The organism is Intrasporangium sp. (genome assembly GCF_036566125.1).
GTDB lineage: Bacteria > Actinomycetota > Actinomycetes > Actinomycetales > Dermatophilaceae > Intrasporangium.
Map to the genome: position 1 here is coordinate 1 of NZ_DATCWX010000238.1, position 15,129 is coordinate 15,129.

The window sequence follows — 15,129 nt, forward strand, 5'->3', positions numbered from 1 at the left end:
GGCGGCTGTCGCCCGGCCGATCCCGCCGGTGGCTCCGGTGACCAAGACGGTTCGGCCGGACATCGGCCCGATGGCCCCCGCGCGCACCTACTTGACCTCTGACCGCAGCATCGTCCAGAGCCCGATGGCGAGGGGCACGACGAGCCAGACCACCGACGTGACACCGAGCTGCGACCACTGCTCCCCCACGAGAGGACCGTTGAAGAGGAGCTTCTGAGTCACGTTCGGGTCGACCCACGGGTGGGCATCTCGGAACCAGTCCTGCGTGAAGGCGAGCAGCTCGAGCAGCGGTGGCGCGACGAAGCCGAAGACGAAGTAGGCGACGATCGCTCCGGCCGAGTTGCGGATCAGCAGGCCGAGCATGAAGCCGACGAGCAGCACGAGCGTGTTGCCGAGCACGATGGCGCTGAGGACCGCAGCGCTCTGGTCCCAGATCGCGTCGGTGCCGGCGATGAGTGAGCCGATGACGTTGCCGGCCGCCCCGATGGCGAAGGCGAGCAGCATCGAGGCGATCGCAACGAGGATGACGGCGATGCCCTTGGCGAGGATGACCCGGCCCCGGTGCGGCACCAGGGTGAAGGTCGTCAGGCCGGTGCGCTGGCTCCATTCGCTGGTGACCGACAGGATCGCGATCATCGGCAGGATGATGGCCATCGGGAAGCCGGTCGCCAGGGTGAAGGTGCTGAATGTCCGTTCCTCGGCGGCGGCGAAGAGGATCACCCCGATCGTCGCGAGCAGCGACGCGATGCCGATGCTCGCCAGCAGCCAGAAGCCGGACCTGGTGTCGAAGGACTTGCGCAGTTCAAGGGAGACGATCCGTGAGAGCGGGATCGGCTGGAGAGCCGCGGCCCGGATCGGGCGGGGCCCGAGGGTCGCCGAGGGGCCGGCGCCCACGACGACTTCGTGCGAGGCGGGTCCTTGGGTGACCGGGGGGATCCGTGGAGTGATGGCGGTCATGAGACTGCTCCTACTGTGGGTTCTGCTGCGTTCTCGTAGGCGTGGTGATCCCGCTGGATGTCCCCGGTGAGCTCGAGGAACATCTCCTCGAGCCCGGCGCCCTCGGCTGTGCGCAGCTCGACGAGCGGCGCGCCGGCCTTGAGGGCCACCTGACCGACGATGGCCGGGTCGGCCTCGACCCGCAGGGTGCCGTTGCCCTCCAGGCTCTCGCCCTCCTGGTGGTCGATGCCGGCGACAGCGAGCGCCGCGCTGAGCAGAGCGACCTCGGGCGTGCGGACGAGCGTGCCCGCCGAGGCGAGCAGTTCGGCCTTCGTGCCCTGGGCGACGATCCGGCCGTTCCCGATGACGACGAGGTCGTCGGCGATGACCTCGATCTCATGGAGCAGGTGCGAGGACAGCAGCACCGTGGCGCCGCCGTTGGCGTAGTCGCGCAGCAGGTCCCGCATCCATCGGATGCCCGCCGGGTCGAGCCCGTTGGCGGGCTCGTCGAGGATGAGCACCTGGGGCTCGCCGAGCAGGGCTGCGCCGATCCCGAGTCGCTGGCGCATCCCGAGCGAGTAGTCCCCCACGCGTCGTTCTGCCTCGGCAGGGGTCAGGCTGACCAGGTCAAGCATCTCCTCGACCCGGCGGGGTGGCAGGCCCATGATGCGTTGGGTCAGGGTGAGGATCTCGCGACCGGTGCGTCCTGCGTGCTGGGCGGAGGCATCGAGCAGAACCCCGACCTCCAACCCCGGGTTGGGTAGCTCCGAGAAATGGCGACCGCAGACGTGGGCGGTGCCCGACGTCGCGGGAGTCAGGCCGACGATGACCCGCATCGTCGTGGACTTGCCGGCACCGTTGGGGCCGAGGAAGCCGGTAACCCGTCCGGGCGACGCGGTGAAGGAGATGTCGTCGACCGCGGTGAACTTCCCATAGGTCTTCGTGAGCGACTCGACGGTGATCATCGGAGGGGCCCAACCGTGATGACGACTTTGGCGCGGACCGTGCCGGACTCGAGCGCTCGCATCGCGTCGGCCGCATCGGCAATCGGGTACGCCCGATCCACGCTCGGCACCACCTCGCCTGACTCGAGCAGGGCGGCGAGCCGCTCGTAGTCCGAGGCTCGCTCCTTGGCGATGAGACCGGTCAGGCGCTGGCCACTGAAGAGCGACGCGAGCCGTGCCCGCAGCTGCCGTCCCAGCGTTCCGCCCGTCCAGTCACCGCCGCCCTCGCCGCCGACGAGCACGAGGGTGCCGGTCGGTGTCAGCGCCCGCCGCAGCCGGGCCAGATCGGACAGGCCCGCGATGTCGATGATGAGGTCGTAGTGTCGGGAGCCATCGGCGAAGTCGTCCCGTTTGTAGTCGAGGACCTGGTCGGCGCCGAGGGCACGGACCAGGTCGAGCTTGGCCGCACTCGCCACCCCGGTCACCTCGGCGCCGAACGACTTGGCCAGCTGAACGGCATACGACCCGACCCCGCCGGAGGCGCCGGTGACGAGCACCTTCTGGCCGGCGGCGACTCCACCTGCGTCGACGACGGCCTGCAGGGCCGTGCCCCCCGAGATGGGAACGACGGCGGCCTGCTCCCAGGTGAGGTTCGCCGGGCGACGGGCGAGCTTGTCCTCGCGGGCCACGGCGTACTCGGCGACCGAGCCAGGCGCGACGCCGAAGACGTCGTCGCCGACGGCGAACTTCGTCACCCCGGAACCGACCTCGACGACGGTGCCCGCGACGTCGCGGCCGATGACGGGCTGCTTTGGCGCCCGCAGGCCGAAGACGAGGCGCAGCAGGCGTGGCTTGCCCTGCATGAGATGCCAGGTGCCCCGGTCGAGGCCTGCGGCCCGCACCCTGACGAGCAGCTCGCGGGGGCCGACCTCGGGCCGGGCGAGCTGCGCAAGGCGCAGGATGTCGGACGTGCCGTAGCCGTCCTGAACGACGGCGCTCATCGAGTCAGCGAGCTCGTCTCCCTGACCGGACCTGCTGCCACCGATGACGGTGGTTGGTCGATCTCCCATGACGACTTCCCCTTCGTTGCCTGGCGGGTCGCTCCCGCCGTACTTAGTACGATCACGGTATCGTACTAAGTACGAGAGCACTAGGGTCTGGACCAGACGAATGAAAGAGGCACGATGTGAAGACCGCGAGCGGGACTGCCACCGGGGGCGGCGGACGACGCACGCCGCTCAGCCGAGAGCGGATCCTCGAAGGGGCCATTCGCGTCGCAGACGACGGCGGCCTGGCATCGCTGACGATCCGCTCGCTTGCGCAGACGCTCGGGGTCAAGCCGATGTCCGTCTACCACTACGTCGACGGCAAGGACGAGATCATCGACGGCATCGTCGATCTCGTCTTCGGGCAGATGGATCTACCTGCTGCACAAGGTGACTGGCGCACTGAGATGCACCGGCGGTGTTCCTCGGCCCGTTCCGTCTTACGCCGTCACCCGTGGGCCATCCCGCTGCTCCAGGCCCGGACGAGTCCCGGCCCGGCCACGCTGCGCCACCTCGACGCCGTCATCGGCTGCCTCCGTGGCGCCGGCTTCTCCCTCGAGCTGACCGCACACGCCTATGCCGTGATCGACTCGTACGTCTACGGCTTCGCCATGTCCGAGGCCTCCCTGCCGATCAACGGCCCGGAAACCGTCAACGAGGTGGCCGAGTCGATGATGCTGCAGTACCTCGCCGCCGACTACCCGAGCCTGCTCGAGTTCACGACCGGGCACATCCTGCAGCCGGGCTACGACTTCGGCCTGGAGTTCGACTACGGACTCGACCTCGTCCTCGACGCTCTCGAGGAGCGAGTCCGACCCGCCAGCGAATGAGAATGGCATCCTGGGCATGGGGACGAATGACGTGACGAGAATCTGCGCTCGTGCGTGACGCGCCCGGCGCAACCAAGCTTGGTCCCGTCATTGCTCCCACGGCATACGGCACGAACTCAGGCGTTGCGCGCGGAGACCGCTTGCCACAGCACCACGACGGCGGCCAACGAACCGAGCAGGGCGAGGCCGTAGACGACGGTGTTGATGAGGCGCTGGTGGGCCTTGAGCTTGAGCCCGTCGAAGAGTGCGTAGCGGAAACGCTGGGCCCAGTGCAGGAGCGAGAGCACGAAGACGCCGAGCAGGACGAGGGCGGTCAGCGGGTGGCCAACGAGGCCGAGCAGCTCGCCACGACCGGGCTCGTCGACCCAGCCAAGCGGAATCGCGAGCGCGAAGAGGAAGACCAGGGCCGGGAGGAACAGGGCCGACACCACCCCGCCCGCACTGAACAGCAGCCACAGGACCGGCTCGATCGTCCGCCTGGCCACCTAGCGGGTCACCACCAGCGCGACGACCAAGGCGGTCACCACGACCCACCCGGCATAGGCGCCGCCAGCGATCGCCGCCGGCGGGACTCGCTGCCCGCGCAGTTTCACGACCGCGGCAGCGGGGGTGAGGTTGAACCAGGTGACCGAGTGGAGCACCAGGAAAGCCAGCGTGACGACGTTGAGGGCCACGACCCATGGGCTCGCGGCCCAGTCGAGGAAGTCGCGGTACTGGGAATCGCCCTGGGCAACCGCCCGGATCATCAGCAGCAGAAAGACCACCGACCACGCGACGAAGATGCTGCTCAGCTCCCGCAGGACGAAGAAGACGTAGCTGCGACGTCCCAGCCACCACAGCCGGCTCATCTCGGGGCGGTAGGCGCGAGGGGCGTCCTTGGTCGGCTGCGTCATCGCGGCCCCCGTGGGAGGACGAACGACCTCACGGACTTCAGGGCGGCGGTGAGCTTGTACCGCTGGATCGCTCCGGCTGGGTCCACGCCCTTCGGGCAGGCGCGCGTGCACTCACCGACGAAGGTGCAGCCCCAGATGCCCTCCGGATGGATGAGCAGGTCGAGCCGCACGTCGGCGCCCTCGTCGCGCGAGTCGAGGTTGTACCGCTGCGCGAGTGCGATCGCGGCCGGACCGATGAACTCGGGATCCAGCCCGTAGACGGGACAGGCGGAGTAGCACAGCATGCAGTTGATGCACATGCTGTACTGCGAGTAGTCCTCGAGCTGCTCGGGAGTCTGGAGGTACTCGCCCTCGTCGACGGGCATGTCCTCGCCGCGCACGATCCACGGGCTGACCTGGGGGAGCTTGCGCATGAAGTCGCCGATGTCGACGACGAGGTCGCGGATGACGGGGAAGTTGGCGAGCGGCTCGACGCGGATCGGTCCGGGGGCGTAGTCCACGAGGAAGGTCGCGCAGGTCAGCCGAGGGTCGCCGTTGACCGTCATGCCGCAGCTCCCGCAGATGCCCATGCGACACGACCACCGGTAGGACAGGCTCCCGTCGATGGTGTCCTTCACGTGGTTCAGGCCGTCGAGCACCGCCCAGTCCCGGCGCAACGGGACCTCGTACTCCTGGACGGTCGGCCCGCCCTCACGGTCCGGCCGGTAGCGCATCACCTCGAGCGTGATCGTGTCCGCCATCGCTCACCTCCCATAGACGCGTTCGCCCGGTGGCCATCGGGTGAGGGTCACGGGCAGGTACTCGACCCGGTGTGCGCCGGCCTCGCCGCCCTCGCCTCGATGGACGAGCGAGTGCGCAAGGTAGTGCTCGTCGTCGCGGGCCGGGAAGTCGAGACGCTGGTGGGCTCCCCGGGACTCCTCGCGCCGCAGCGCCGCCGCGATGATCGCCTCTGCCACGTCGAGCATGTTCGACAGCTCGAGGGCGGCGACGACCTGGGTGTTGAAGGCTCGGCTGTGATCGTCGATCGCCATCGACTCGGACCGCTCCTGCAGCTCCCGCAGCGTGGCTGCGCCTTTGACGAGGGAGCCTTCGGTCCGGAAGATGCCGGCACTGTCCTCCATCGTCTGCTGCATTCCGGTCCGGAGCTCCGCTATCGACTCACGACCGTCGCTGCGGTCCCACAATCCACTCGCCAGGCGACGTTCCGCGTCGCGTGCCTGCGCGGCCACGGAGGTCCCGGGGTCGGGTGCCCCTGCGGCATACTGGGCGGCCGCGCGGCCCGCGCGAGCACCGAAGACCAGGCACTCGGGCAGGGAGTTGGAGCCCAGGCGGTTGGCGCCGTTGATGCTGACACAGGCCACCTCGCCCGCGGCGTAGAGACCCGCGAGCGGCGTGGCGCCGTCGATGTCGGTGTGGACCCCGCCCATCATGTAGTGCACCACCGGTCGCACCGGCACGAGCTCGCGGACCGGGTCGATGTTCTCGTACTTGAGGCACAGCTCGCGCACGAAGGGCAGCTTGGTGTCGATCAGCTTCTCGCCGAGGTGCCGTAGGTCGAGGTGCACGACGGACCCGTAGGGCGAGTCGATCGTCCGGCCCTTCTCCTCCTCGTGGACGAACGCCTGCGAGAGGCGGTCGCGCGGGCCGAGCTCCATGCTGCGCAACACCGGCTCAGCGGTAGGGGTGCCGAGGTCGTAGTCCTGGAGGTAGCGGTAGCCGTCCTTGTTCACCAACCAGCCGCCTTCGGCGCGGGCGGCCTCGGTGATGAGGATCCCGGTGAACGGCAACCCGGTCGGGTGGTACTGCACGAACTCCATGTCCTTGAGCGGCACCCCGGCACGCCACGCCAGGGCCATGCCGTCACCGGTGTTGATGTTCGCGTTGGTGGTGAACGGGAATACGCGTCCACACCCTCCGCCCGCGAGGATGACCGCCTTGGCGGTGATGGGTGCGATCCGCCCCGTCGTCAGCTCCAGGGCGACGACACCCTGCACGCGGCCCTCGTCGACGAGCAGCTCGGTGACGAACCACTCGTCGTACCGGGCGACCTCCGAGTACTTCAGCGACGTCTGGAACAGGGTGTGGAGCATGTGGAAGCCGGTCTTGTCGGCGGCGAACCAGGTCCGCTTCTTCTTCATGCCACCGAAGGCGCGCACCGCGATGTGGCCGTCCGGCTGCCGGCTCCATGGGCAGCCCCAGTGCTCCAGCTGCAGCAGCTCGCGGGGTGCCTCCGCCACGAATGCCTCCACCGCGTCCTGGTCACACAGCCAGTCGCTCCCGGAGATCGTGTCGTAGGCGTGCTCATCCAGGCTGTCATCGTCCGCGACCGCCCCTGCGGCACCACCTTCGGCAGAGACCGTGTGGCTGCGCATCGGGTAGACCTTGGACACGATCGCGACACGCAACGCGGGCTCGGTCTCCGCGATCGCGATGGCTGCCCGGAGCCCCGCGCCGCCGCCTCCGATGACGAGGACGTCGTGATCGGCGCTCATGACAGGGTCCACCGCCTCACTCGCCGCGTAGCTCTTCGTCGATGAGGACCTTGCCGCGGTGATGGGTCACGCGACGATGGGTGCTGCCGTCGTGGAAGTCGTCGCGGAAGTCCTGGCAGCCGCAGCCGTAGTGGACATGCTCGACGCGCATCCCCTCGTCGTCGCTGTCGCGGTAGCGCGTTCCGTCGACCATTGAGCCGCAGGGGGCTGTCTCACCGGTGAAACTCGTTCTTGTCGCCACAGCGACCGCCCTTCGCCCGACCCCCACCAGCATGCTCCGGACTTCGCAGGATGGGAAGGATCGCGCCTCGGGACGCAGATGCGACCCAGTCGCACCTGAGCCTAGACTGGGCCCATGCATGTTCCAGACGGCTTCCTCGACGTCCCCACCTCGATCGGGACCGCAGTCGTCGCGACGGCCGGGGTCGCCGCCGCCCTGAATGGCGCACGCCGCGACCTCGACGAGCGGACGACCCCCATCGCCGGCCTCGTCGCCGTCTTCGTCTTCGCCGGGCAGATGATCAACTTCCCCGTCGGGGCGGGTACCTCCGGCCACCTCCTCGGCGGCGCGCTGGCCGCGGTCCTGGCCGGACCGTGGCTCGCCACCCTCGCGTTGTCGGTCGTGCTCATCGTGCAGGCCTTCCTCTTCGCCGACGGCGGCATCACGGCGCTCGGCTCCAACGTCCTCCTCATGGGGCTCGTCGGGGTCTGGGTCGGCTGGTTCGCTTTCCGCGCCGCGCGGGCGGTCCTGCCACGCAAGGCCTCCTGGGTTCCCCTCGCCGCAGCGTTCGGCGCCTTCGTCAGCGTGCCGGCGGCCGCCGCGACGTTTGTCGGCCTCTTCGCGATCGGCGGCCAGGCCGACATCCCGATCGGCTCGGTCCTCACGGCGATGCTGTCGTGGCACGCCCTCATCGGGATCGGCGAGGCCCTCATCACGGCGCTCGTGGTCGGCTCGGTCGTCGCGGTTCGCCCGGACCTGGTGGCCGGGGCCCGCGACCTCCTGGCAGAGCGTCCCCTTGAGATCCGGAAGCAGGTGCGCGCGTGAGCACGCGTCGCTTCGCCGTCATCGCACTGGTCGTCAGCCTGCTGCTCGCGGGCGTCCTCTCCTGGTACGCGTCGAGCAGCCCGGACGGCCTGGAGCACGTCGCGCAGACAACGGGATTCGGCCAGACAGCGCAGGAGCACGCATCTGCTGGTGGCCCGCTCGCCAACTACGAGACCAAGGGCGTCGGCGCGGGGAGGCTGTCCACCGGGCTCGCCGGTGTCATCGGGATCGCCGTGACCGGTCTGGTCATGGGCGGTCTCGTCCTCGCCCTCCGCCGACGTGGTCGGTCGACCCCGACCGACCTGCCCCAGGTCGAGCCAACCGAGCGCGGCTGATCGATGGGCGCTCCGCACGGCCACGCCCTCCACTACCACGGCCACTCTCCCCTTCACCGGCTCCCGGCGCACGTCAAGATCGTCGCGCTCGTCGGGTACGTCCTCGCCGTCGTGGCCACCCCGAGAGGCATTTATTGGCCGTATGCCGCTCACCTCCTTGCGCTTGCCTGCGCCGTCGTCGTGTCGCGAGTTCCCTTCGGGCACTTGGCCAGACGCATGGTCATCGAGGTGCCGTTCGTCGTCTTCGCGCTGGTGCTGCCCTTCGTTGCGACCGGCGAGCGCGTGGCGATCGGCCCGATCGAGGTCTCCCAGTCCGGCTTGGAGGCTGCTGCCGCGCTCCTGGCGAAGGGCACGCTCGGCGTCCTCGCGTCTCTCCTGCTCGCCGCGACGACGGAGGCGCGCGACATCGTCGCCGGCTTCGAGAAGCTGCGGATGCCCCAGCCGCTCGTCCAGATCATGAGCTTCATGCTCCGCTACACCGAGGTCGTGGCAGCGGACCTCGCTCGGATGCGGATCGCCCGGGAGTCAAGGGGCTTCCGGGCGCGGTCGGCGCGCCAGTGGCCCGCTCTCGGAGCGACTTTGGGCACGCTCTTCATCCGGTCGTACGAGCGTGGGGAGCGGGTCCACCTGGCCATGCTGTCTCGGGGCTACACCGGCCGCATGCCAACGCTCCGACCACTGACGGCCACGGGGGCACAGTGGGCACTCAGCGGCATACTCCCTCTGGGGTGTGCCCTCGTCAGCCTGACTGCGCTGGTCACGACGTGAGCGCCCCCGTCCTCGACGTGCGCGGTCTGGCGTTCGCCTACCCGGACGGGCACCAGGCGCTCTTCGGCGTGGACCTCCACGTGCATCGCGGCGAGCGCGTCGCCATGCTGGGTCCCAACGGCGCCGGCAAGACCACGCTGGTGCTGCACCTCAACGGCATCCTGACCGCCGGGTCGGGGGCCGTCGCGGTGTCCGGCCTGCCCGTCACCAAGGACAACCTCGGCGAGATCCGGCGCCGTGTCGGCATCGTCTTCCAGGATCCCGACGACCAGCTGTTCATGCCGACGGTCCGCGACGACGTGGCGTTCGGGCCGGGCAACCTCGGTCTGCGGGGCGACGAGCTCGACGCCCGGGTGCTCCATGCCCTGGAACAGGTGGGCATGGCCGAGTTCGCCGACCGGCCGCCGCACCACCTGTCCTTCGGCCAGCGGCGGCGGGTCGCCGTGGCGACGGTCCTCGCCATGAATCCGGAAATCCTCGTCCTCGACGAGCCGTCCTCGAACCTCGACCCGGCCTCCCGCCGCGAGCTGGCCGACATCATCCGATCCCTCGACGTCACCGTCCTCATGGTGACCCACGACCTGCCGTACGCCCTCGAGCTGTGCGAACGGGCAGTGATCCTCTCGGACGGCATCATCGCCGCAGACGGTCCGACGTCGGAGGTGCTCGGCGACTCGGAGCTGATGGCGCGTCACCGGCTCGAGCTGCCCTACGGCTTCACCGTCCCCCCACGGCAACACACCCGCTAATCGACTGCCCACCCCTGCTGCAGCGGGGGTGGGCAGTCGATGAGCGGGTGTGTTGCGGGCGAGGGGTGAGGGGCTATTTCACCTCGGCCCGGTGGAGGAGCCACATCCCGACGGCCACCGGTAGCGCGACCCACAGGCCGACGGACGTGCCGAGCTGGGCCCACTGCTCACCGGTCATCGACTCGACGGTGAAGAGGGCGTTCATCGTGCGGTTCAGGTCGAGCCACTCCGCGGCGCTCTCGAGCCAGCTGACCATGTTGCCGAGGATCGCCCACGCCGTCGGCAGCACGAAGTAGAGCACCACGGCCGCCGGGGTGTTACGGAGCAGCATGCCGAAGCCGACGCCCTGGGCCACCCCGAGCAGGACGAAAAGCACGGCGCCGAGCAGCGTGTTGTTGTCGAGCGCCCAGTCCCCGCCGTAGCCCTGGATCGTGATCGCCGCCTGGTGTGCGACGGCGGCCAGCGCCAGCGACAGGACGATGGCGGCCACGCCGACGAGCATGGCGGCGAGGAACTTCGCCCACGTCACGCGACCGCGTCGCGGCTCCAGGGCGAAGGTCACCAGGCCGGTCCGCTGCGACCACTCCGACGTCACGGCGAGGATGCCGGCGATCGGCAGCAGGATTGCGGACGGCGTGGTCGTCGCCGAGAGGTAGTCCTCGAAGCGATGGTGGCCCGACTCGTTGAAGAACATGATGACGAGCGCGGTCGCGATGATGGCCCCGATGGCGATGAGCAGCCATCGGCCAGCACGGGTGTTGAACATCTTGCGCAGCTCGACCCCGATGAGGCGGGCGAACGGCACTCCGGTCGTCGGCCGCTCGCCCGGGATGCGCTCAGGCATCCGCGCCACGGAGGGCAGCGCCGACTCGGCGTTCGGCGAGGCGACGGCGGAGGCTCCGTTCGAGGTCGTGGCAGAGGTCGCGGTGCTCATGCCGCCACCTCCTCGCGGGCGGTCTCGGCCGTGAGCTCGAGGAACATCTCCTCGAGACCGCGGCTGTCGCCGGCGCGCAGCTCGACGAGCACGATGCTCGAGGCCGCAGCCACCTGGCCGACGGTCATCGGCTCGGCCTCGACCTGCAGGCCACCGGTCGCCGCCCGCGAGACAGCGACGTCCTCGGCCATCAGCGCCAGCGCCAGCGCCTCGTCGTCGGTGGACCGGACGAACGTGCCGGCGCCGGAGAGCAGCTCCTCCTTGGTGCCCTGCGCGACGATCCGGCCGTGGCCGATGACGATGATCTCGTCGGCGACCCGCTCGATCTCATTGAGCAGGTGCGAGCTGAGCAGGACCGTCCCGCCCTGGTTCGCGTAGCCGCGAAGCAGGTCGCGCATCCAGCGGATCCCGGCTGGGTCGAGACCGTTGGCCGGCTCGTCGAGGATGAGCACCTCGGGATCGCCGAGGAGCGCGTGGGCGATGCCGAGTCGCTGACGCATGCCGAGCGAGTAGTTGCGAACTCGCCGGCCGGACTCCTTGTCCGTGAGTCCGACGAGGTCGAGCATGTCGTTGACCCGCTTGCGGTCGACGCCCATCATGATGGCGCCGAGCGTGAGGACCTCGCGGCCGGTGCGGCCAGCGTGCTGGGCGGAGGCGTCGAGGAGGACGCCGACATGGCGTCCGGGGTTGGGCAGGTGACCATAGGCCCGGCCGAGCACCGTTGCGGTGCCGGAGGTGGCCGGCGTGAGCCCGGCCATGATGCGCATTGCGGTGGACTTGCCGGCGCCGTTCGGGCCGAGGAAGCCGGTCACCTGACCGGGCTTGACCTCGAAGGAGACGTCGTCGACGGCCGTGAAGGGACCGTAGCGCTTGGTGAGTCTGTCGACTGTGATCATGTCGTCAACCCTTTCAGGTGGGTCGAGCCCGAAACATCAGTCATCAGCCTGATTCCGACCCCTACTTGGGTATGACTCGACCCTGAGCCGAGCCAGCATTCACGCCAGGCGCACGTCGACCCAGACGAGACGGTGGTCGCTCGACGGGAAGGGGAAGACGCCGGTGAGTCGGGACAGCGGATCGGCCTGAACCGGCCAGAAGACCCCGGCATCGAGAATCCGGAGGGCCTTGCTGGGCAGCACGTAGTCGGTACGCAGGTTGCCCGGGGCCGGGTTGTCGTTGAAGTCAGCAGTGTCATGGGCGGGATCGCCGATGTGCGTCAGGTTGGCGCCGCCCTGGAGGAGGCTCGCCTCGACGGCTCCCTCGCTCGACGGCGTGACCGACGTGTTGACCTCGGGGTGGTCGAGCAGCGCCTCGATCGAGCCCTCAACGGAGTCGCCATCGTTGGGGTCGCAGTTCTGGTCGCCGGCGATGACGAAGAGCTCGCCGGGCCGCAGTCCACCCGTGCGACCCGCGTCGTCATAGACGTAGGAGGACGCCCCCGGCCCGGTGATGTAGTCGGCCCAGAAGCGGATCTCGTCGTGGTTGCGCCGGCCGTTGCGTCCCTCCGCGCCGTCGAAGGTCGGCGGCGTCGGGTGGCTGACGAGGAAGTGAACAGTCCGGCTGCCCACGGAGATCGGCACGTCCCAGTGAGACTTGCTCGACAGGCGCAGGATGTCCTGCTGCTCGGGCGAGTAGAAGTCGGTCGGCAGGAGGTTGCCCGGCAGGTCCTTCCAGAGGAAGCGCTGGAAGGTGCGGACGGCGTCGTGGTCGATCGGGTACCTGGAGTAGACGACCATGCCGTACTGGCCGGGGAAGAGCCCGAACCCGTGGGCGTCGTCCCCGCCACCGACGACCCCGTCCTGGTTGAGGTCGAAGCCGGTCGGGATGCCGGTGTTGGACGGGGCCACGAAGTAGTACGGGTAGTCGATGGGGTCGGCGCCGTGCTGCGAGACCTCGAGGTAGTTGACCCGGAAGAGCTCGGCGGCGACGCCGTCCTCGACGTAGTCGAACTCGTTGACGAGCAGGACGTCGGGGCTGGTCCGCTGGATGATCTCCGCGACGGTCCGGGCCTGGGCGTTGTCGGGTGTCGAGAGGTCCGCGACGAGCTGGCCGGCGACGTTGCGGTTGAGCGACGCGTTGAACGTCGCGAAGCGGACGCCCATGTCGGTCCTCACGCAATCGAGTGAACACCTTTCGGGACCCGAAAGGTGTTCACTCGATTGGGTTGGTGGAAACTCGGTCGACAGGTCGGGTCGCGATCCGTACCGTCTCTTGTCGTGTGGATTGCCTGACGCCCCGAGCCCGTTGACCTCGCGACCTCAGGACCGCCATGCCATCCACCCTTTCCATCACCGACCTCGACGTCGCCTTCGGCGCGCGCACGCTCTTCACCGCTCTCGACCTCACGCTCTCGGACGGTGATGTGACCGCGGTCGTCGGCCCGAACGGCTCGGGCAAGTCGACCCTCATGCGGACGATCGTCGGCGAGCTGCCCGTCGAGCACGGCTTGATCCAGCTCGCGCCGCGACACGCGACGATTGCCTGGCTGCCCCAGGTTCTCCCGGACCCGGAGGAGTCCCTGCTGGGCTACGCCCGCAGGCGCACCGGAGTCGCCGACGCGGAGCGTGAGCTTGAAGCGTCCACTGCCGCAATGGCATCCGAGTCATACGAAGAACAACCTGGCCGTATGCCGCTGAGCGCGGATCGTTACGCCCGTGCCCTCGAGCGGTGGCTGGCTTTGGGAGCCGCAGATCTCGAACAGCGACTTCCCGAGGTCGCCGCGACGGTGGGCCTCGACGTGGAGCCGACTCGACCGCTCGGCTCGCTCTCGGGCGGAGAGGCTGCCCGGGCCTCCCTCGTCGCTGTCCTCCTCAGCCACTACGACGTGCTCCTGCTCGACGAGCCGACGAACAACCTCGACGCGCGGGGTCTCCAGCTCATGGCTGACTTCGTCCGGTCGCATACGGGGCCGGTGCTCATCGCGAGCCACGACCGCGCCTTCCTCGACGCCGTGACGACGAAGGTCGTCGAGCTCGATCTGCACCAGCAGCGGATCGGGCACTACACCGGCTCCTACAGCGACTTCGTCGCCGAGCGGGCGCGGCGTCAAGGTCAGGCGTGGGAGGCCTACGAGACCTATGCCGGTGCCCGCGACTCCCTTGTGGCACAGGCGCGCCAGCGACATGAGTGGGCTGACAAGGGGCGTCGCAGCGTGACCATCGGCGGCGAGACGGACAAGCACATCCGGGAGAAGCACAGGGCCCGGGCAGATCGGCAGGCGGCGAAGGGTGCGCGAATCCAGCGGGCCGCCGACCGCCTCGAGGTCATGGAGCAGCCGCGGAAGGTGTGGCAGCTGCGCTACACGATCACGGAGGGCCCGCCCTCCGCGGACGTCGTCGCCACCCTGACCGACGCCGTGGTCCGTCGCCCCGGATTCACCCTGGGTCCGGTGACCGTCGTCGTCGGGCGCGGTGACCGGATCGCCGTCACCGGCGACAACGGCAGCGGAAAGACCACGCTGCTCGCGGCGCTCCTCGGTCGGCTGCCGCTCGCATCCGGTCGCCAGTCCCTCGGGACCCGCGTCCAGCTCGGAGTGCTCGACCAGAAACGTCGCCTGCTCGACGACGACGCAACGGTGATCGAGGTCGTCCGGCGCGAGCTGGGACTCCGCCACGGGAATGCGCTCTGGCCGATCGGCGAAGTGCGGACCCTCCTTGCGAAATTCGGTCTTGGAGCCGATCACGTGTCCCGCCAAGCCCGTTCGCTGTCCATGGGCGAGCGGACCCGAGCGCTGATGGCGCTCTTCCAGGGACGACAGGTCAACACTCTTGTCCTCGACGAGCCGACGAACCACCTCGACCTCGACGCGATCGAGCAGCTCGAGGCCGCCGTGGCGGCCTTCTCGGGGACGGTACTCGTGGTCACCCATGACGCAAAGGTGCTCAGCGGCATACGGCCAACGCATCGGTGGCACGTCGACAACGGCACCGTGGGGATCTCGACGAGCGAAGCCGCCGGGCTCAGACAGCGGTAGTCTCCCGCAGCAGGCGAACCGCTGGCAGGCTGGGTCCATGCCTGCGACGACTGTTGTCCTGTTCGGCGCCACCGGCGACCTGGCCAAGCGCAAGCTGCTGCCGGCGCTCTACAACCTGGCCCACGAGGGCGCCCTGCCCGAGCGCTTCAACCTCATCGGCGTCTCGCGCTCGGACCACGCGCAC

The 15,129-nt window shown here is 69.2% G+C and carries 18 protein-coding genes; 7 read left to right on the forward strand and 11 right to left on the reverse strand.

Features of this window, described 5'->3' with window-relative positions:
- Positions 1-87 precede the first annotated feature (87 nt).
- The 3 genes from VIR15_RS14430 to VIR15_RS14440 are packed head-to-tail and all read right to left on the reverse strand — an operon-like array spanning position 88 to position 2,950.
- Positions 88-957 carry an ABC transporter permease gene (locus VIR15_RS14430; protein ID WP_331928830.1) on the reverse strand — a complete coding sequence of 290 codons (870 nt, stop codon included), beginning with the start codon at positions 955-957 and terminating at the stop codon, positions 88-90.
- Positions 954-1,901 (reverse strand): ABC transporter ATP-binding protein, encoded by a 948-nt coding sequence (locus VIR15_RS14435; RefSeq protein ID WP_331928832.1) that lies wholly within the window; start codon positions 1,899-1,901, stop codon positions 954-956. Before VIR15_RS14435 ends, VIR15_RS14430 begins: the two co-directional genes overlap by 4 nt.
- Complete coding sequence (locus VIR15_RS14440) at positions 1,898-2,950, reverse strand: NAD(P)-dependent alcohol dehydrogenase (protein WP_331928834.1); 1,053 nt, start codon at positions 2,948-2,950, stop codon at positions 1,898-1,900. The genes VIR15_RS14435 and VIR15_RS14440 overlap by 4 nt, the downstream gene beginning before the upstream one ends.
- A gap of 116 nt (positions 2,951-3,066) precedes the next feature.
- Here VIR15_RS14440 and VIR15_RS14445 point away from each other — a divergent pair, with 116 nt between their 5' ends.
- Entirely contained in the window at positions 3,067-3,756 is a 690-nt protein-coding gene (locus VIR15_RS14445) for a TetR/AcrR family transcriptional regulator (RefSeq protein ID WP_331928836.1), read from the forward strand.
- A 116-nt stretch (positions 3,757-3,872) separates the two neighbouring features.
- Here the strand turns inward: VIR15_RS14445 and frdD are convergent, their stop codons facing one another.
- The 5 genes from frdD to VIR15_RS14470 are packed head-to-tail and all read right to left on the reverse strand — an operon-like array spanning position 3,873 to position 7,334.
- Positions 3,873-4,241: a fumarate reductase subunit FrdD gene (gene frdD / locus VIR15_RS14450; RefSeq protein WP_331928839.1), complete on the reverse strand. Its 369-nt coding sequence runs from the start codon at positions 4,239-4,241 to the stop codon at positions 3,873-3,875.
- Positions 4,242-4,649, reverse strand: a complete 408-nt coding sequence (locus VIR15_RS14455) for a fumarate reductase subunit C (protein ID WP_331928842.1) — start codon at positions 4,647-4,649, stop codon at positions 4,242-4,244. It abuts the gene before it with no gap.
- A complete protein-coding gene (locus VIR15_RS14460; RefSeq protein ID WP_331928844.1) occupies positions 4,646-5,389 on the reverse strand; it encodes a succinate dehydrogenase/fumarate reductase iron-sulfur protein in 744 nt (247 codons plus the stop codon). Before VIR15_RS14460 ends, VIR15_RS14455 begins: the two co-directional genes overlap by 4 nt.
- Before the next feature lie 3 nt (positions 5,390-5,392).
- On the reverse strand, positions 5,393-7,141 hold the full coding sequence (gene frdA, locus VIR15_RS14465) for a fumarate reductase (quinol) flavoprotein subunit (protein ID WP_331928846.1): 1,749 nt from the start codon (positions 7,139-7,141) through the stop codon (positions 5,393-5,395).
- 16 nt (positions 7,142-7,157) lie between these two features.
- Positions 7,158-7,334 (reverse strand): hypothetical protein, encoded by a 177-nt coding sequence (locus tag VIR15_RS14470; protein ID WP_331928849.1) that lies wholly within the window; start codon positions 7,332-7,334, stop codon positions 7,158-7,160.
- Positions 7,335-7,496: 162 nt separating this feature from the next.
- On the opposite strand from VIR15_RS14470, the gene VIR15_RS14475 reads away from it, so the two are divergent.
- Genes VIR15_RS14475 through VIR15_RS14490 form a run of 4 tightly spaced genes read left to right on the forward strand, consistent with a single transcriptional unit; the run spans position 7,497 to position 10,038 of the window.
- Positions 7,497-8,186 carry an energy-coupling factor ABC transporter permease gene (locus tag VIR15_RS14475; protein WP_331928852.1) on the forward strand — a complete coding sequence of 230 codons (690 nt, stop codon included), beginning with the start codon at positions 7,497-7,499 and terminating at the stop codon, positions 8,184-8,186.
- Positions 8,183-8,521, forward strand: coding sequence for a PDGLE domain-containing protein (locus VIR15_RS14480; protein WP_331928854.1), 339 nt, complete (start codon positions 8,183-8,185; stop codon positions 8,519-8,521). Before VIR15_RS14475 ends, VIR15_RS14480 begins: the two co-directional genes overlap by 4 nt.
- 3 nt (positions 8,522-8,524) lie before the next feature.
- Positions 8,525-9,289: a cobalt ECF transporter T component CbiQ gene (gene cbiQ, locus VIR15_RS14485; protein ID WP_331928857.1), complete on the forward strand. Its 765-nt coding sequence runs from the start codon at positions 8,525-8,527 to the stop codon at positions 9,287-9,289.
- On the forward strand, positions 9,286-10,038 hold the full coding sequence (locus tag VIR15_RS14490) for an energy-coupling factor ABC transporter ATP-binding protein (RefSeq protein WP_331928860.1): 753 nt from the start codon (positions 9,286-9,288) through the stop codon (positions 10,036-10,038). Before cbiQ ends, VIR15_RS14490 begins: the two co-directional genes overlap by 4 nt.
- A 73-nt stretch (positions 10,039-10,111) precedes the next feature.
- Here the strand turns inward: VIR15_RS14490 and VIR15_RS14495 are convergent, their stop codons facing one another.
- The 3 genes from VIR15_RS14495 to VIR15_RS14505 form a co-directional block, all read right to left on the reverse strand.
- Positions 10,112-10,972 (reverse strand): ABC-2 transporter permease, encoded by an 861-nt coding sequence (locus tag VIR15_RS14495; RefSeq protein ID WP_331928862.1) that lies wholly within the window; start codon positions 10,970-10,972, stop codon positions 10,112-10,114.
- Entirely contained in the window at positions 10,969-11,868 is a 900-nt protein-coding gene (locus VIR15_RS14500; RefSeq protein ID WP_331928865.1) for an ABC transporter ATP-binding protein, read from the reverse strand. The genes VIR15_RS14495 and VIR15_RS14500 overlap by 4 nt, the downstream gene beginning before the upstream one ends.
- Positions 11,869-11,967: 99 nt before the next feature.
- On the reverse strand, positions 11,968-13,074 hold the full coding sequence (locus tag VIR15_RS14505; RefSeq protein WP_331928869.1) for an endonuclease/exonuclease/phosphatase family protein: 1,107 nt from the start codon (positions 13,072-13,074) through the stop codon (positions 11,968-11,970).
- A gap of 167 nt (positions 13,075-13,241) precedes the next feature.
- Here VIR15_RS14505 and VIR15_RS14510 point away from each other — a divergent pair, with 167 nt between their 5' ends.
- Positions 13,242-14,945 carry an ABC-F family ATP-binding cassette domain-containing protein gene (locus tag VIR15_RS14510; RefSeq protein ID WP_331928867.1) on the forward strand — a complete coding sequence of 568 codons (1,704 nt, stop codon included), beginning with the start codon at positions 13,242-13,244 and terminating at the stop codon, positions 14,943-14,945.
- Between the two features lie 37 nt (positions 14,946-14,982).
- Positions 14,983-15,129: hypothetical protein (locus VIR15_RS14515; RefSeq protein ID WP_331928872.1), on the forward strand; the 147-nt coding region annotated here is incomplete at its 3' end.

Coding starts and splice junctions, on each gene's coding strand:
- VIR15_RS14430 (WP_331928830.1), bottom strand. CDS start 957: ATGACCGCCATCACTCCACGGATCCCCCCGGTCACCCAAGGACCCGCC.
- VIR15_RS14435 (WP_331928832.1), bottom strand. CDS start 1,901: ATGATCACCGTCGAGTCGCTCACGAAGACCTATGGGAAGTTCACCGCG.
- VIR15_RS14440 (WP_331928834.1), bottom strand. CDS start 2,950: ATGGGAGATCGACCAACCACCGTCATCGGTGGCAGCAGGTCCGGTCAG.
- VIR15_RS14455 (WP_331928842.1), bottom strand. CDS start 4,649: ATGACGCAGCCGACCAAGGACGCCCCTCGCGCCTACCGCCCCGAGATG.
- VIR15_RS14460 (WP_331928844.1), bottom strand. CDS start 5,389: ATGGCGGACACGATCACGCTCGAGGTGATGCGCTACCGGCCGGACCGT.
- frdA (WP_331928846.1), bottom strand. CDS start 7,141: ATGAGCGCCGATCACGACGTCCTCGTCATCGGAGGCGGCGGCGCGGGG.
- VIR15_RS14470 (WP_331928849.1), bottom strand. CDS start 7,334: ATGGTCGACGGAACGCGCTACCGCGACAGCGACGACGAGGGGATGCGC.
- VIR15_RS14475 (WP_331928852.1), top strand. CDS start 7,497: ATGCATGTTCCAGACGGCTTCCTCGACGTCCCCACCTCGATCGGGACC.
- cbiQ (WP_331928857.1), top strand. CDS start 8,525: ATGGGCGCTCCGCACGGCCACGCCCTCCACTACCACGGCCACTCTCCC.
- VIR15_RS14495 (WP_331928862.1), bottom strand. CDS start 10,972: ATGAGCACCGCGACCTCTGCCACGACCTCGAACGGAGCCTCCGCCGTC.
- VIR15_RS14500 (WP_331928865.1), bottom strand. CDS start 11,868: ATGATCACAGTCGACAGACTCACCAAGCGCTACGGTCCCTTCACGGCC.
- VIR15_RS14505 (WP_331928869.1), bottom strand. CDS start 13,074: ATGGGCGTCCGCTTCGCGACGTTCAACGCGTCGCTCAACCGCAACGTC.
- VIR15_RS14510 (WP_331928867.1), top strand. CDS start 13,242: ATGCCATCCACCCTTTCCATCACCGACCTCGACGTCGCCTTCGGCGCG.